Annotated in this window: 11 protein-coding genes and 1 pseudogene; 5 read left to right on the forward strand and 7 right to left on the reverse strand. The window is 70.1% G+C overall.

Translation table 11 applies throughout. The features are described 5' to 3' along the window. Positions 1-57: 57 nt before the first annotated feature. Positions 58-1170 carry a DUF5925 domain-containing protein gene (locus test1122_RS01740; protein ID WP_232271709.1) on the forward strand — a complete coding sequence of 371 codons (1113 nt, stop codon included), beginning with the start codon at positions 58-60 and terminating at the stop codon, positions 1168-1170. Between the two features lie 224 nt (positions 1171-1394). Here the strand turns inward: test1122_RS01740 and ddaH are convergent, their stop codons facing one another. Both ddaH and test1122_RS01750 read right to left on the reverse strand, forming a co-directional pair. Next, positions 1395-2171 (reverse strand): dimethylargininase, encoded by a 777-nt coding sequence (gene ddaH, locus test1122_RS01745; protein ID WP_232267375.1) that lies wholly within the window; start codon positions 2169-2171, stop codon positions 1395-1397. Between the two features lie 5 nt (positions 2172-2176). Next, a complete protein-coding gene (locus test1122_RS01750) occupies positions 2177-2554 on the reverse strand; it encodes a GntR family transcriptional regulator (RefSeq protein WP_232267376.1) in 378 nt (125 codons plus the stop codon). 64 nt (positions 2555-2618) lie between these two features. Between test1122_RS01750 and test1122_RS01755 the strand changes: the two genes are divergently transcribed. Then, positions 2619-3533 carry a GNAT family N-acetyltransferase gene (locus tag test1122_RS01755; RefSeq protein ID WP_232267377.1) on the forward strand — a complete coding sequence of 305 codons (915 nt, stop codon included), beginning with the start codon at positions 2619-2621 and terminating at the stop codon, positions 3531-3533. A 106-nt stretch (positions 3534-3639) separates the two neighbouring features. Here the strand turns inward: test1122_RS01755 and test1122_RS01760 are convergent, their stop codons facing one another. Continuing rightward, the gene (locus tag test1122_RS01760; protein ID WP_232267378.1) at positions 3640-4092 is read right to left on the reverse strand and encodes a MarR family winged helix-turn-helix transcriptional regulator; all 453 of its coding nucleotides are present in this window, start codon (positions 4090-4092) and stop codon (positions 3640-3642) included. A 92-nt stretch (positions 4093-4184) separates the two neighbouring features. On the opposite strand from test1122_RS01760, the gene test1122_RS01765 reads away from it, so the two are divergent. Together test1122_RS01765 and test1122_RS01770 are read left to right on the forward strand one after the other, a co-directional pair. Continuing rightward, a complete protein-coding gene (locus tag test1122_RS01765; protein ID WP_232267379.1) occupies positions 4185-4712 on the forward strand; it encodes a DoxX family protein in 528 nt (175 codons plus the stop codon). Between the two features lie 16 nt (positions 4713-4728). Next, positions 4729-5517 carry a dioxygenase family protein gene (locus test1122_RS01770; protein WP_232267380.1) on the forward strand — a complete coding sequence of 263 codons (789 nt, stop codon included), beginning with the start codon at positions 4729-4731 and terminating at the stop codon, positions 5515-5517. Between the two features lie 4 nt (positions 5518-5521). Here the strand turns inward: test1122_RS01770 and test1122_RS01775 are convergent. Beyond that, positions 5522-6022 (reverse strand): annotated as a pseudogene (locus test1122_RS01775) (NUDIX hydrolase); the annotation flags it as partial. Between the two features lie 249 nt (positions 6023-6271). Between test1122_RS01775 and test1122_RS01780 the strand changes: the two are divergent. Next, complete coding sequence (locus tag test1122_RS01780; RefSeq protein ID WP_232267381.1) at positions 6272-7291, forward strand: lytic polysaccharide monooxygenase auxiliary activity family 9 protein; 1020 nt, start codon at positions 6272-6274, stop codon at positions 7289-7291. Between the two features lie 114 nt (positions 7292-7405). Here the strand turns inward: test1122_RS01780 and test1122_RS01785 are convergent, their stop codons facing one another. The 3 genes from test1122_RS01785 to test1122_RS01795 all read right to left on the reverse strand — a co-directional run bounded on the left by test1122_RS01785 (position 7406) and on the right by test1122_RS01795 (position 12865). Beyond that, positions 7406-8266: an esterase/lipase family protein gene (locus test1122_RS01785; RefSeq protein WP_232267382.1), complete on the reverse strand. Its 861-nt coding sequence runs from the start codon at positions 8264-8266 to the stop codon at positions 7406-7408. Positions 8267-8441: 175 nt separating this feature from the next. Beyond that, positions 8442-9464 (reverse strand): DNA polymerase Y family protein, encoded by a 1023-nt coding sequence (locus tag test1122_RS01790; protein ID WP_232267383.1) that lies wholly within the window; start codon positions 9462-9464, stop codon positions 8442-8444. After that, positions 9461-12865: a DNA polymerase III subunit alpha gene (locus test1122_RS01795; RefSeq protein ID WP_232267384.1), complete on the reverse strand. Its 3405-nt coding sequence runs from the start codon at positions 12863-12865 to the stop codon at positions 9461-9463. Before test1122_RS01795 ends, test1122_RS01790 begins: the two co-directional genes overlap by 4 nt. Positions 12866-12943 lie beyond the last annotated feature (78 nt).

Raw genomic sequence — 12943 nt, forward strand, 5'->3', positions numbered from 1 at the left:
GCGCGCGCCAGGGAAACCTGCGTGCGCGGGACGTCGGCGTGCCGGATCATGGACGCCATGTGTGCCGAACGCCGTACCGCCCCGCCCGAGGAGTCGCTGCCCTTGCGGCTGAACATCGACGACAGTGATTCGCCGTCCGATGTCATCGATGCCCTCTTCCTGGGCCGCTTCACCTCCGGTACGCAGCCGTATGCGCGCAGCCGCTCCGTGGACCGGGTGAAGCAGGGGCTGAGCCTGCTGCCGCCCGGCGCGAGGGTGCTGCGTTCAGCGCGGGACGACGACCGCGGCGCGACGCTGGCCGAGGGAGACGGCTGGACGGTACTGGTGTCCCGGTGGAACCGGGGCGCGGATGTCACGGTGACGGCGGTCAGCGAGGAGCTGGCCGATCAGCGGCTGAAGCAGGCCGTCGACGGGGCCGAGGACGAGCCGGAGCCCCAGCCCACCGATGTGACGATGGGCTTCTGGTATGTCTCGCCACGGCGCGGGCCGCACCGTACGCCCCGGCAGATCTCCGCCGGGACCTGGGAGGAGATCCGGGAAAACTACACCGCGCCGGTCGCGGATGCCATGGACGGGCTGATGAAGCTCACCCCCGATGACATCGCGGGCCGGCTGCTTCTGCTGCATGGGCCGCCGGGCACCGGAAAGACCTCCGCGCTGCGCACGCTGGCCCGCTCCTGGCGGGACTGGTGCCAGGTGGACTGTGTGCTGGATCCGGAGCGGCTGTTCAACGATGTCGGCTATCTGATGGATATCGCCATCGGTGAGGACGACAGCAGCTCCGGCAAGGGCCGTTGGCGGCTGCTGCTGCTGGAGGACTGCGATGAACTGATCCGCGGTGAGGCCAAGCACGCGGCGGGCCAGGCCCTGTCCCGGCTGCTCAATCTGACGGACGGTCTGCTCGGCCAGGGCCGTAACGTCCTGGTCGGTATCACCACCAACGAGGATCTGGAGCGGCTTCACCCGGCAGTGGTGCGGCCGGGCCGGTGTCTGGCCCGCATCGAGGTCGGCGGGCTCTCCCGTACGGAGGCGGTCAACTGGCTGGGCACCGAGGAGGGGGTGGGCCGCGACGGTGCCACCCTCGCCGAGCTTTACGCTCTGCGTCGGGGGGCTACTCCGGCCACGGTCCCCGTGCAGGCCGACCGAACGGACGCGGGCATGTACCTGTAACCCCAGGGCCTGGGGTCTGTGGGTGGGATTCCCCGATTCCCGCCCCTTCCCGGAAACCGGGGCTCCGCCCCGGGCCCGGGGTTTGCCGGTGCGGGCCGGTGGCCGGGTTGTGCCCACCCGTTCCGCCCCTGGCGGAACGACTGCCCACAACGGGGTGGGGGTCTGGGGGCGTCAGCCCACAGTTTCGGGAAGGGGCGGGGTTGGGGAAACGCACCCGGTACGGGCTAGCCGTACAGCTCTCGGAGGCGTACCGACAGGCATGTGACGCAGCCTTCGAGCTTCTCGAACTCGCTGATGTCGACCGGGACCGGCGTATAGCCGAGAGCGGTGAAGAGCTCGGCGCTCTCGGGCGCGCTGGCCGCCATCAACAGCCTGCCGCCGCCGAGCAGGACGACATGGGAGCCCGTCTCCTCGGGGACGGGAAGAAAACGGGGGAAGAGCCCGGGGTCGTCGACCAGGGGCGGGTAGCCGATGACCGTGCCGTCGGGGAGCGCGGTCACCGCGGACTTCAGGTGCAGCACCTGGCTGACCGGAACCGCGATGACCCGGGCGCCCAAGGGCTCGAAGGCGGCCCGGAGTTGCCGGATACCCTCCGCGTTGGTGCGGCCGCCCCGGCCGGCGTAGACCGTGTCGCCGACCTTGAGGACATCACCGCCGTCCAGCGTGCCGGGCTCGCGAACCCAGTTGACGGAGCAGCCGAGCGCCGCGACGGCTTCCTCCGTGCCCGCCGTCTCCCGCTGCCGGGAATCGGCGCCGGGGCGGGTGATCAGTGCCACGTTCTTGTAGAGGACGACGGTGTCCTCAACGAAGACGCTGTCCGGGCAGTCATCCGCCGGTGCGACATCGACGGTCCGCCAGCCGTGCTCCCGCAGGGCGGCCACGTATCCCTCCCACTGACGTATCGCCAGCTCCGGGCTGATGGGTGTCCGCTCGATATGGGTGACCAGGCCCTTCGCGAGGAGCGGGCTGGGGCGGCGGATCAAGGCGATACGGCTCGGCATCGGACTCAGCCCTTCGGATAGGTGGCGCGGATGGCGTCCTGAACCGCGGCGAGTGCCGAGGCCCGGTCCAGCCCGAGGCGGTGAACACGCTGTGCGTACGCCTGCGCGGCGGCTGCGGCCTCCTTCGCGGCGGCGTCCCCGGCCGCGGCGACAAAGGTGCCATTGCGGCCGCGGGTCTCAATCACCCCGTCAGCCTCCAGCGCGCGGTAGGCCTTGGCGACCGTGTTCACCGCGATCCCCAGGTCCTCGGCGAGGCCCCGGACGGTCGGCAGCCTGTATCCGACGGGAAGCTTCCCGGAGCGCGCCTGCTCGGCGATCTGGGTGCGGAGCTGTTCATACGGGGCGGTGGTGACCTCCGCATCGATGACGATCTTCAGGGACAAGGTCTCTCCTGGCAGACGGAAATTCGTGGGCGGCCGTGCCGGGTGCGGCGTAACGTCCGGCCCTATGACCATAGACGTGCGGGAATTCCGTCCGGAGGACGCCAAGGGTGTGGCGGAGGTACGGCGTGCGGCGCTGCCGTACATGGTGTGGCGGCCCGAGTCCGTGCTCTGGGAGGCCGAGCGGACCCCAGCCGCTCAGCGGCTACGGATGCTGGTCGCGGAGGTGGACGGCCAGGTCGTGGGAGCGACCGAGGCAAGGCTGGTCCAGGAGAGCAGCCTTCCGGGTCAGGGCCACGCGGTGCCGGTCGTACGGCCCGAGTACCGGGGGCAGGGAATCGGCTCGGCGCTGCTGAGCGCTGCGGAGCAGTACCTTCTCACGGTCGGCTGCGACGCGCTCTACGTCTGGGTCAGCGATGACGGGCACTCCCCCGGCTTCGCCGAGCGGCGCGGCTACCGGCGCCGCCGGGCCGCCCGTTTCCTCCAGCGTGATCTGACCGAGCCGCTGCCCGTGCCACCGCCGCTGCCCGCGGGAGCACGGCTGCGTACCGCGGCCGGCTACGACGCTGATCCACGCCCGCTGTATGAGGCGGACCGGGAGTGCACGCTGGATGAGCCGGGCGATGTCCCCGCTGGTCCGCTCCGCTACGAGGACTGGCTGGCTGTCTGCTGGGGGCGGCCCGAGTGGGACCGCGAACTGACCTCGGTCGTAGTGGTGGACGGTGCGGTAGCCGCGTACAGCGTCGCCCATACGGACGGGTGTGACCGCTACTGGTCGGGGATGACGGGGACCCGCCGGGCCTTCCGCGGCCGGGGGCTGGCCAAGATCGCCAAGCATGACTCGCTCACCCGCAGCCGCGCGGCGGGTTATACCCACGCCTTCACCGGCAATGACGCGGAGAACGAGCCGATGCTCGCCATCAATCAGTGGTTCGGCTACCGCCCGGCGGCCAGGGAATGGCGCTATGCCAAGGAGCTGTGAGGCACAGCCTCTGTGGTCTGCTGACGGTCTGCTACGGAAGGACTTCACCCCGACCGTGCGGACGGCCGTCACCAAGCTGAACGGCTGACCCGGCGCACGCTGCGGCTCAGCGCAGGCGGCGCCCTACCCGGCCCAGTCCCTCGGCGAGGACGGCGAGCTCCGTACGGTCCAGCACATCGATCAGGGCTTCCCGCACGGCCGCGACATGACCGGGCGCCGCCTGCCGCAGGGTCTCGCGGCCCTGGTCGGTGAGGGCGGCGAATACGCCGCGTACATCGGTGGGGCAGGACCGCCGGCGCACCAGGCCGCGCTTCTCCAGCTGGCCGACCTGATAGGTCAGTCCGCTCTTCGAGGTGATCAGTGCGTGCGCCAGCTCGGTCATCCGGATCTCGTTGTCCGGGGCGGTGGAGAGGAGGACCAGGACCTCGTACTGCGTGTGAGAGAGCCCGGCCTCGTCCTTGAGCTGCTGCTCCAGTCGGCGCTCGACCCGGTGGCTCGCTTCGAGAAAGCCCTGCCAGGCGGCCATCTCCTGCTCATCGAGCCAACGTGTTGCTGTCATGGGTCCATGGTAGCGGTTGTTCAAATTCGAACAAGCTGTTACCGTGACGCTCATAGTTCCAATTTGAATCAACCCATGGAGAAACGCCGCTCATGTCCTCCCTCTCCCCCGCCGCCGCCCCACAGGACTCCTCGCCCCACGCCTACGACACCGGCCTGCTGCTCCTTCGGCTCGCGCTCGGCGCGACCATGGCCGTCCATGGCGCACAGAAGCTGTTCGGCTGGTTCGGCGGCGGCGGCCTCGACGGCACCGGGATGTTCTTCGAGTCGGTCGGTTACCCCGCCGGCCGGACCATGGCCCTGATCGCCGCTGTCACCGAGACATTCGGCGGTCTGGCCCTCGCCATCGGACTGCTCACCCCGCTCGCCGGAGCCGCGGTGTTCGGCACCATGCTCAACGCGCTCGCCGTGAAATGGGGCAGCGGCTTCTTCGGCCCGGAGGGCGTCGAGTACGAGGTTCTCCTCATCGCCGCTGCCGCCGCCCTCACCCTGACCGGTCCCGGCCGCTACGCCGCGGACCGTTTCCTCCCGGTCCTGCGCTCCCACCGGCTCCGCTATGGCGCCGCCGCCGTGGTGCTGGGCGCGGTCGTCGCGGGTATCACCCTGCTCATCCGGAACTGAGAATGCTGAGAGTGCCATGAGTCCCGCCGCCGACCGTATGCCCGTGCTCTATCTCAGCCATGGCGCACCGCCGCTGGCCGATGATGAGCTGTGGACGGGCCAACTGGCCGACTGGTCCGCGCGGTTGCCGCGGCCCCGGGCGATCCTGATCGTCTCCGCGCACTGGGAGTCTGCCCCCGCCACCCTGGGCGCCACCACCACGGTGCCGCTGGTGTACGACTTCCACGGCTTTCCCGAGCGCTACTTCCAGGTCACCTACCCCGCCCCCGGGGCGCCGGAGCTCGCCGAACGGATCCGGGGCCTGCTCGGCGCCCCGGGCACCCCGGTGCACAGCGCTCCGGAGCGGGGTCTGGACCATGGGGCGTACGTCCCGCTGGCCGAGATGTACCCGGATGCGGACATCCCGGTGCTCCAGCTCTCCATGCCCACCCTTGTCCCCGAGCGGCTGCTGGAGCTGGGCCGCAGGCTGGCGCCGCTGCGCGAGGAGGGCGTCCTGGTCATCGGCAGCGGCTTCTTCACCCATAATCTGCGCGAGCTGGTGTGGGGCGCCGGACCGGACGAGGCCCCGCAGTGGTCCAGGGAGTTCGACGCCTGGGGCCGGGAAAGGCTGGCCGACGGCGATCTCGACGCCTTGCTGGACTTCGAGCACAAGGCCCCCGCGGGCCGTATCGCCCACCCCCGCACCGAACACTTCGCCCCGCTCTTCGTCGCCCTCGGCGCGGGTGAGGCAGAGCTGTCCGGTCAGCACACGGTCATCGACGGCTTCTGGGGCGGGCTCGCCAAGCGCTCCCTCCAACTGGGCTGACCGGTCAGCTCGATGGCAGCGGCACCGCACGGTCCGGGGCGGCCGGATCGTAGGCGACAGCGTCCGTGGGCCGGTGCCAGTGCAGTAGGAAGCGCTCCCCCGCCCGATAGGCGTCCAGGCCCGCCCGGCAGTAGGCGACCATATCGTCCGGCAGCGCCCCCAGCGGAAACCAGCTGAGCTCCGAGCACTTCTCCGGCTCGGCGTTGACCGGCCGCTCATCCTCGGCGAGCCACGCCTCGAAGAACCACCCGATGCGCGGTTCCCCCTCGGGCGCCCGGTGCTGCATCACCAGTGCGACCCGCAGCCGGGCCGGGTCGAGTGTCAGCCCGATCTCCTCCTCCGCCTCCCGTGCCATCGCCGCCCGTACATCCTCGCCGTCCTCGACATGACCGGAAGGCGCGTGCAACAGCCCGTCCGCGTAGCCGGTACCGGCACGCCGTGCGAGCAGCACCTCAGCGCTGCGGCGCAGGATCAGATGGACATCGACGACCTCGGTGTGGCGATTCATAGAGGCGATCCTGTCACTGGGCCTGCTGCGCTGGCGCCCGTTCTTAACCGTCATTGAGCCACCCCTTAACGGGACCATAAGGATCGCCTCGATTGCCTTCCGAGGACGGAAATGGCTGATGAGCGGGGCTAACGTGCTGATCGCCAGGCGGGATTCAGCCATCGGCGCCGTGACAGGGGGACGGCGCCGATGTCCGGATCCCGGCCCCCCACGCAGCTCAAGTCCCATGGTTAAGGAGTCCCTTCGATGACCGTTCGTCGTAAGGCCACCGCACTCGCCGCACTGGGCGTCGCGCCGCTCGCCGTCACCGGCCTGGCCGCCAGCCCGGCAGTCGCGCATGGCTCCATGACGGACCCGGTGAGCCGGGTCTCCGCCTGCTATGCGGAGGGCCCGGAGAGCCCACGGTCGGCGGCGTGCAAGGCGGCTGTCGCCGCCAGCGGCGCGCAGGCCTTCTATGACTGGAACGAGGTCAACATCGGTGACGCCGCGGGCCGGCACCGGGAGATCATCCCCGATGGGAAGCTGTGTTCCGCGGGCCGCGACAAGTACAAGGGCCTGGATCTGCCGCGCACCGACTGGCCCGCCGCCAAGCTGAGCAGCGGTGACCACACCTTCACCTACAAGGGCACCGCGCCGCACAAGGGTTCTTTCGAGCTGTACATCACCAAGGACGGCTACGACCCGTCCAAGCCGCTGACGTGGTCGGATCTGGAAACCAAGCCCTTTGCCAAGGTCACCGACCCCAGGATGGAGGGTGGCGACTATGTCTTCAACGGCACCATCCCCAACAAGTCCGGCCGCCATCTGATCTACAGCATCTGGCAGCGCTCGGACAGCCCGGAGGCCTTCTACACCTGCTCCGATGTCACCTTCGGCGGTGACAGCGGTGGATCCGGTACGGGGACCTCGCAGCCCGCTGACTCCCAGCCCGCCGCACCGACCGAGAAGCAGATCGAGGAGAACCGCGACAAGTCAACCGTCGACCACAACGGCCATGGCGGTGACGGGAAGCACAGCGGCCATGACGAACACGGTGACCAGCAGCCGCAGGGCGACGCCGAGGTGAAGAAGGAAGCCGCCCCGAACGACACCGCGCAGAACGACACCAGGCCCAAGGGCGGATCCGGGGACGTCAACCTCGCCGAGACCGGCGGTGATGACAGCACCTCGGTGATCGCCATGGGCGGGGCCACCGCCCTCGCGCTCGGCGCGGCCGTGCTGTTCGCCACCCTCCGCCGTCGCGCCCTGGGCCGCCACCGCGCCTGACCCGACCGCCCCGGCCGCGACCCGCCCGACTGGGCGGCATGGCCCCTCAACGCGGCGCCGCCGCCTCCCTGAGATCCCACCTCGGGAGGCGACGGCGCCGTCCCACTGCCGCCGTCAGGACAGACAGGTGGTCGGTTTGGCGTGCGCCGGATCGAGGGCGTTGGCCGTCTCGTGCCAGGCCATCCGGTCCCACAGCGCGATGCCCACATGCTCGGAGAAGTTCACCGGGCACAGGTTCTGGAGCAGGACGTTCCGCACGTCCGGGCCGTCCAGGAACTGGGACTGATACGGGGTGACGACCTGGTCGTACCTGGTGGCGATCACCGTGTACTTCACCCCGGGTACCGTGTCGCCGCCTTCGTTCAGCCGCTTGAGGAACTCCGAACCGGCGATCTGGTCCCGCAGCCCCGGAGCGGACATGCCAATGGCGTCATCCATACCCGGGAAGTACGTGAGCAGCTTGGTCAACCCGTGCAAGTCGGTGCCCTTGTTGTCCGGCGCGATACCGACCAGGGCGTTCACCTTCTCCGCGCCGCCCAGGAACGAGAGGTAGTGGCGGGGCATCATGCCGCCCTGTGAATGACCGACGATGTCGACCTCTTGAGTGCCGGTCGCCTTCAGCACCCTGTCGACATACGCACCCAGCTGTTCAGCGGACTTGTCCACGGGTCCGAGCCCGTGAAAGAAGGGCACGCCGGGCAGTTGCCCGTAGTCGAGAGAGAAGACGCAGTAGCCGCGCCGTACCAAGTACGGGGCAAGACCGAGCCAGTTGTCGATGGAATTGCCGAACGTGCCGTGTGCCAGCACCACCGCACGGGGGTGCTGGGCCGAGGGTTTGCAGGACCAGTCGTTCCAGCCCTTGCTTGTCGTCGTGGTGCTGGAATCCGCGTATGCCGCGCTCGGCAGCAGGGAAACCACAACTGCCAGCGCCACCGTCGCCAACAGTCCACGCGCGCGTGACCAGGACACCTTCATCCGAACTCCTCTATGGGCCTGAGAGGATGTGCGTGAGCCATGCCAGTGCCGCGCGGTCCGGACCACGTGCTGCTGAATCTCTGTCAATTTACGGGCGAGTAATGTGCACCGAACAGATGTGTGACGGTGAAGAAAACGTCACATGTCCTTCACGGCATGGAAGGATTGCGCGGCGTCACGCGACGTCCAGCCGCCCGGCTGGATATGCCGCCCCGGTGCCATAGCGGATACGGGCCCGGTCCGCCGCGGCCTCGGCCTGGCGGGCCTTCTCCTCCCCGGGGTCAAGGGAGAGCTGATGGGAGGCGAGTTCGGCCGCGGTGAGGTCCTCGGCGCGCAGTGCGAGGGCGCGTACCCGGGCTCGCTGAAGGCCGAGGGCGTTATGCAGGGCGTACGCGGTGGCGGTCAGCTCAGGGGTGTGGGCGGTGGGTTCGGGCAGTACGCGGGTGCGGGTGGTCGTGGAGCGGTCGGCGTAGCGGACGGTCAGGGTCAGCGCGCGGGCGACCTGGCTGTCGACCCGCATCCGGAAGCCGAGTTCGTCGGCGAGGGTGAGCAGGGCGCGGCGGCGCCGGTCCGGGTCCAGCTCGTCGCGGCCGAAGCGGTGTTCGGCGCTGACGGAGCGGGTCGGGGCACTGGGGACGACCGGGCTCGGGTCGATGCCGCGGGCGCGGTCGTGGACCCGGCGGGCGGCGGTCGCGCCAAGGACGCGCTGCAGGGTGGCAGGCGATGCCGCGGCGACCCGGCCGACGGTGTCCAGACCGTACGCGGACAGGGCGCGGGCGGTCGCCGGTCCGACGCCATGCAGCGCGGCCACCGGCTTACGGTCCAGAAAGGCAGCGACGTCCGCCGGGTTACCGGGGACCGCGCGGACCTGCCCCGGCGGCCCGGTGTGCGCGGCCATCCGGGCGAGCATCGGATTGGCGGCGACGCCCACGGTGCAGTCGACGCCGTGCAGGGCCAGTGCGCGGACCCGGATGACCCCGGCCAGCTCGATAGCGGTCCGGTTGAAGTAGCGCAGCGCACCCCCTACATCGGCGAGTGCGGCATCAGGTGGAAGGGCCTGCACCACAGGGGTGATGCCGGCGATCAGTTCGAGGAGACCGGGATAGCCCTCCGGGGTGTGCCCTTCGCCGAAGTGCACATACAGCACATGCTCCTGGGCCTCTTGCCCCTTTCCGTTCGTTCTGTTCGTTCCGTTCATCCCGGGCTCCCTGGGCTGGAGTGCCACAGCTTGCGGCCGTTCTTCATGGACTCGCCCGGGGGCTGGAGGTCGGCCCAGGGGTGCAGCTCATAACCGGTCTCCAGCCGGATACCGCGGTCGGGCGCGGTGAATACGCTGTCCGCCGCCGCGTGTTCCGCCAGCCGGGCCGCGACCGCGTCCAGACCGCCGGTGCGGCGGAGCTCGGCCAGCTCGGCAAGGTCCCAGGCGGCGGCGCCGACCACGCTGAGGCTGCGCGGGCCGCGCCGCTGGACGGTGCCCCGTACGAGCAGCAACCAGGAGTGGAAGACCGTATGCGCGCAGGCGGCGTGGCTGTCCTCGAAGAACGCGAGGTCGGCCAGGCCGGTCCCATCGTCCAGGGTCACGAAAATGACCCGCTTGCCGGAACGGATCGGCGGGGTCTGGGTGGCCGCCTTGGCGCCCGCGACCAGGACCGTATCGCCGTGCCGTGCCTCACTCAGCCGCTGCGCGGAGCACACGCCCAGCTCGGTCAGGAACTCCTGGTGATCGCCCATGAGATGGCGGGACGCGTCCATGCCGAGGACACCGAGTTCGGCACTGAGGCGTTCCTCGCGATCGAGGTCAGGCAGGCCGGCGGGCGGCGGAGCCGTGGCCTCCGCCAGCGGCAGCTGCGCTGCCCCTTTGCTGGCGCCTCGCTGTCCACGGTGGAGTTCGGCGATATGCAGCAGCAGATCGCGGCGGTTGCCGCCGAAGGCGTCCAGCGCGCCGACCCGGGCGAGGTTCTCAGCGACCGGGCGAGACGGGCGGGCCCGGCTCAGCAAGTCGTGCAGTGAGCCATACGGCCGCCCAGCGGCGATCCGCTTCGCATCGGCTCCGCTGATGCCCCGCACTTCACTGAGCGCGAGACGGATACCCCACACCCCGGACTCAGACTCCAGTTCGATTCGATAAGCGACATCGGAGCGGTTCACATCCAAGGGCAGGATCGGCACCCCGCGTCGCCGGGCGTCCGCCAGCAGCAGCCGCTTGGGATACATCCCCGGATCGTGGGTGAGCAGCCCGGCGTAGAAGGCCGCAGGGTGGTGCGCCTTGAGCCAGGCGGACTGATAGGTGGGCACCGCGAACGCGACGGCGTGCGCCTTGCAGAAGCCATACGCCCCGAACGCCTCGATGATCTCCCAGGTACGGGCGATCACCCCTGGCTCATAGCCGCGCCGGGCCGACTCCCGCTCGAACCAGGCCCGGACACGTGGCTGCAACTCGGGGTCGCCCAGCGCACGCCGCGTCTCGTCCGCGTGGGAACGGTCGCAGCCGGTCATCACGCCCAGCATCTCGATGATCTGCTCATGGAAGACGACCACGCCATACGTCTCACGCAGGACGGGCTCCAGATCCCGATGCGGATACCGGACGGGCTTCTTTCCATGCCGGGCATCGATGAACGGCCGCACCATGTCGGCGGAGACCGGCCCGGGGCGGAAGAGCGAGATATCGACCACCAGGTCATGGAAGGTGCTGGGCTGCAGCCGTCCGATCAGATCGCGCTGGCCCGGTGATTCGATCTGGAAACAGCCGAGCGTTTCGGCTGAACGGATCAGCTCATACGTCCTGGGGTCACCGGACTCCACCGTGTCCAGGTCGATCCGCCGCCCGGTGGCCCGCGCCACCTCCCGTACCGCGTGGGCCATCGAGGACTGCATCCGCACCCCGAGCACATCGAGCTTGAGCAGCCCGAGCTTCTCCACATCGTCCTTGTCGAACTGCGACATGGCGAAGCCCTCGCCGCTGGTCGGCACCACGGGGGTACGGGCCCGCAGCGAAGCGTCCGACAGCAGCACCCCGCATGGATGCATGGCGACCCCGCGCACCAGGCCGTCCAGCGCCTCGACCAGCTCCCACATCCGGGGCCCGTACCGCTCGGCGTCGATGGCACGCAGCTCGGGCAGCTCGGCGAGCGCACTGCGCGCGTCCCGGGCCCGGATATGCGGAAAGGCCTTCGCCAGCTCGTCCACTTCGGCCGGGTCCAGGCTGAGGGCGGCTCCCACGTCCCGGATGGCGTGCCGCACCCGGTAGGTCTCGGGCATGGCGACGGTCGCCACCCGCTCCGCACCGAAGCGGTCGAAGATCGCCCGGTATACCTCCAGCCGCCGGGCGGACTCCACATCGATATCGATGTCCGGAAGGGCCTGCCGGTGCTCGGAGAGAAAGCGCTCCATCAGCAGCCCGTGCCGGACGGGGTCGGCGGCGGCGATCCCCAGCAGATGGTTGACCAGTGACCCGGCGCCGGATCCCCGGGCCGCGACCCGGATTCCCCGTCGCCGTACATCATCGACGACCTGCGCGACGGTGAGGAAGTACGAGGCGAAACCATGCCCCTCGATCACCTGCAGCTCCTCATCGAGCCGTGCCCATCTTCCCCGGTCATCCGCATAGCCCCGGGCTACCATCCCGGCGGCGCAGCGGGACCGCAGGACGCGTTCAGCGGTGCGCCGCCCGGTACCGACCAGCTGCGGCTCGGGGAAGTGTGCTTCTCCTATCCCCAGATCCTCGTCCGGGTCCACCCGGCACTCGCCGGCGGTCTCCTCGGTCAGGGTCAGCAGCCGGTGCGCCGTGGACCGCCGGTATCCGGCCGCTTCGGCGATCTCCTCAGCGATACGGGCCATCTCATCCGGCCCCTTCAGCCACCGCTGCCCGTTGTCCAGACCCCTGGCCGGGTCGATGGGGATGAGCCGCCGCGCCGCGTCCAGCACATCGGCGACCGGGCCCTGGCCAGGGTCGGCGTAGCGCACGGCGTTGGTCAGTACCGGCTTGACCCCCTGCTCGGCGGCGAGGCCCAGCATCCGGGCGGCCTCCCGGAGCGGGGCGGACCCCACGACCTCCAGGCGCAGCGCGTCCCCGAACAGCTCGCGCCAGGGCATCAGCAACCGCACCGCCCGGTCGGGCCGCCCGGCGGCCAGCGCCCGGCCGACGCCGGACTGCGGCCCCAGCAGCACGGTCACCCCGTCCCCGTACAGATCCGCCCACTCCAACCGGGGCCGCTCGCGCTCTCCCGCGTGGGCAGCCGTCACCATCCGGCACAGCTCAGCCCACCCGACGGCCCCGTCCCGGGCCAGCAGGACGGCCCGCTGCCCCGGCTCATCGACAAAGGCGCCGCCCCGGACCGGCGCCCGCCGTCGTACGGCACCGCCCCGGCTCTCGGCCGGCCGTTCTTCCACGGCCAGCTCCACCCCGTACACCGCGCGTACCCCGGCCGTCTCGCAGGCCGTGGCGAACCGCACCGCACCAGCGAGGGTGTCCCGGTCGGTCAGCGCGAGCGCGTCCATCCCCCGCTCAGCGGCCCGCTCGGCCAGCCGCTCGGGGTGTGAGGCGCCGTAGCGCATGGAGAAGCCGGATACGGCATGTAGATGCGTAAATCTGCCCATCCGCATCTCCTTGCCACTTAGCCACCCCCTGCCCGTTTCGGCTCATCCGTCCCTCTGAACACCACCCTAAACCAGATC

The organism is Streptomyces gobiensis, from assembly GCF_021216675.1.
GTDB lineage: Bacteria > Actinomycetota > Actinomycetes > Streptomycetales > Streptomycetaceae > Streptomyces > Streptomyces gobiensis.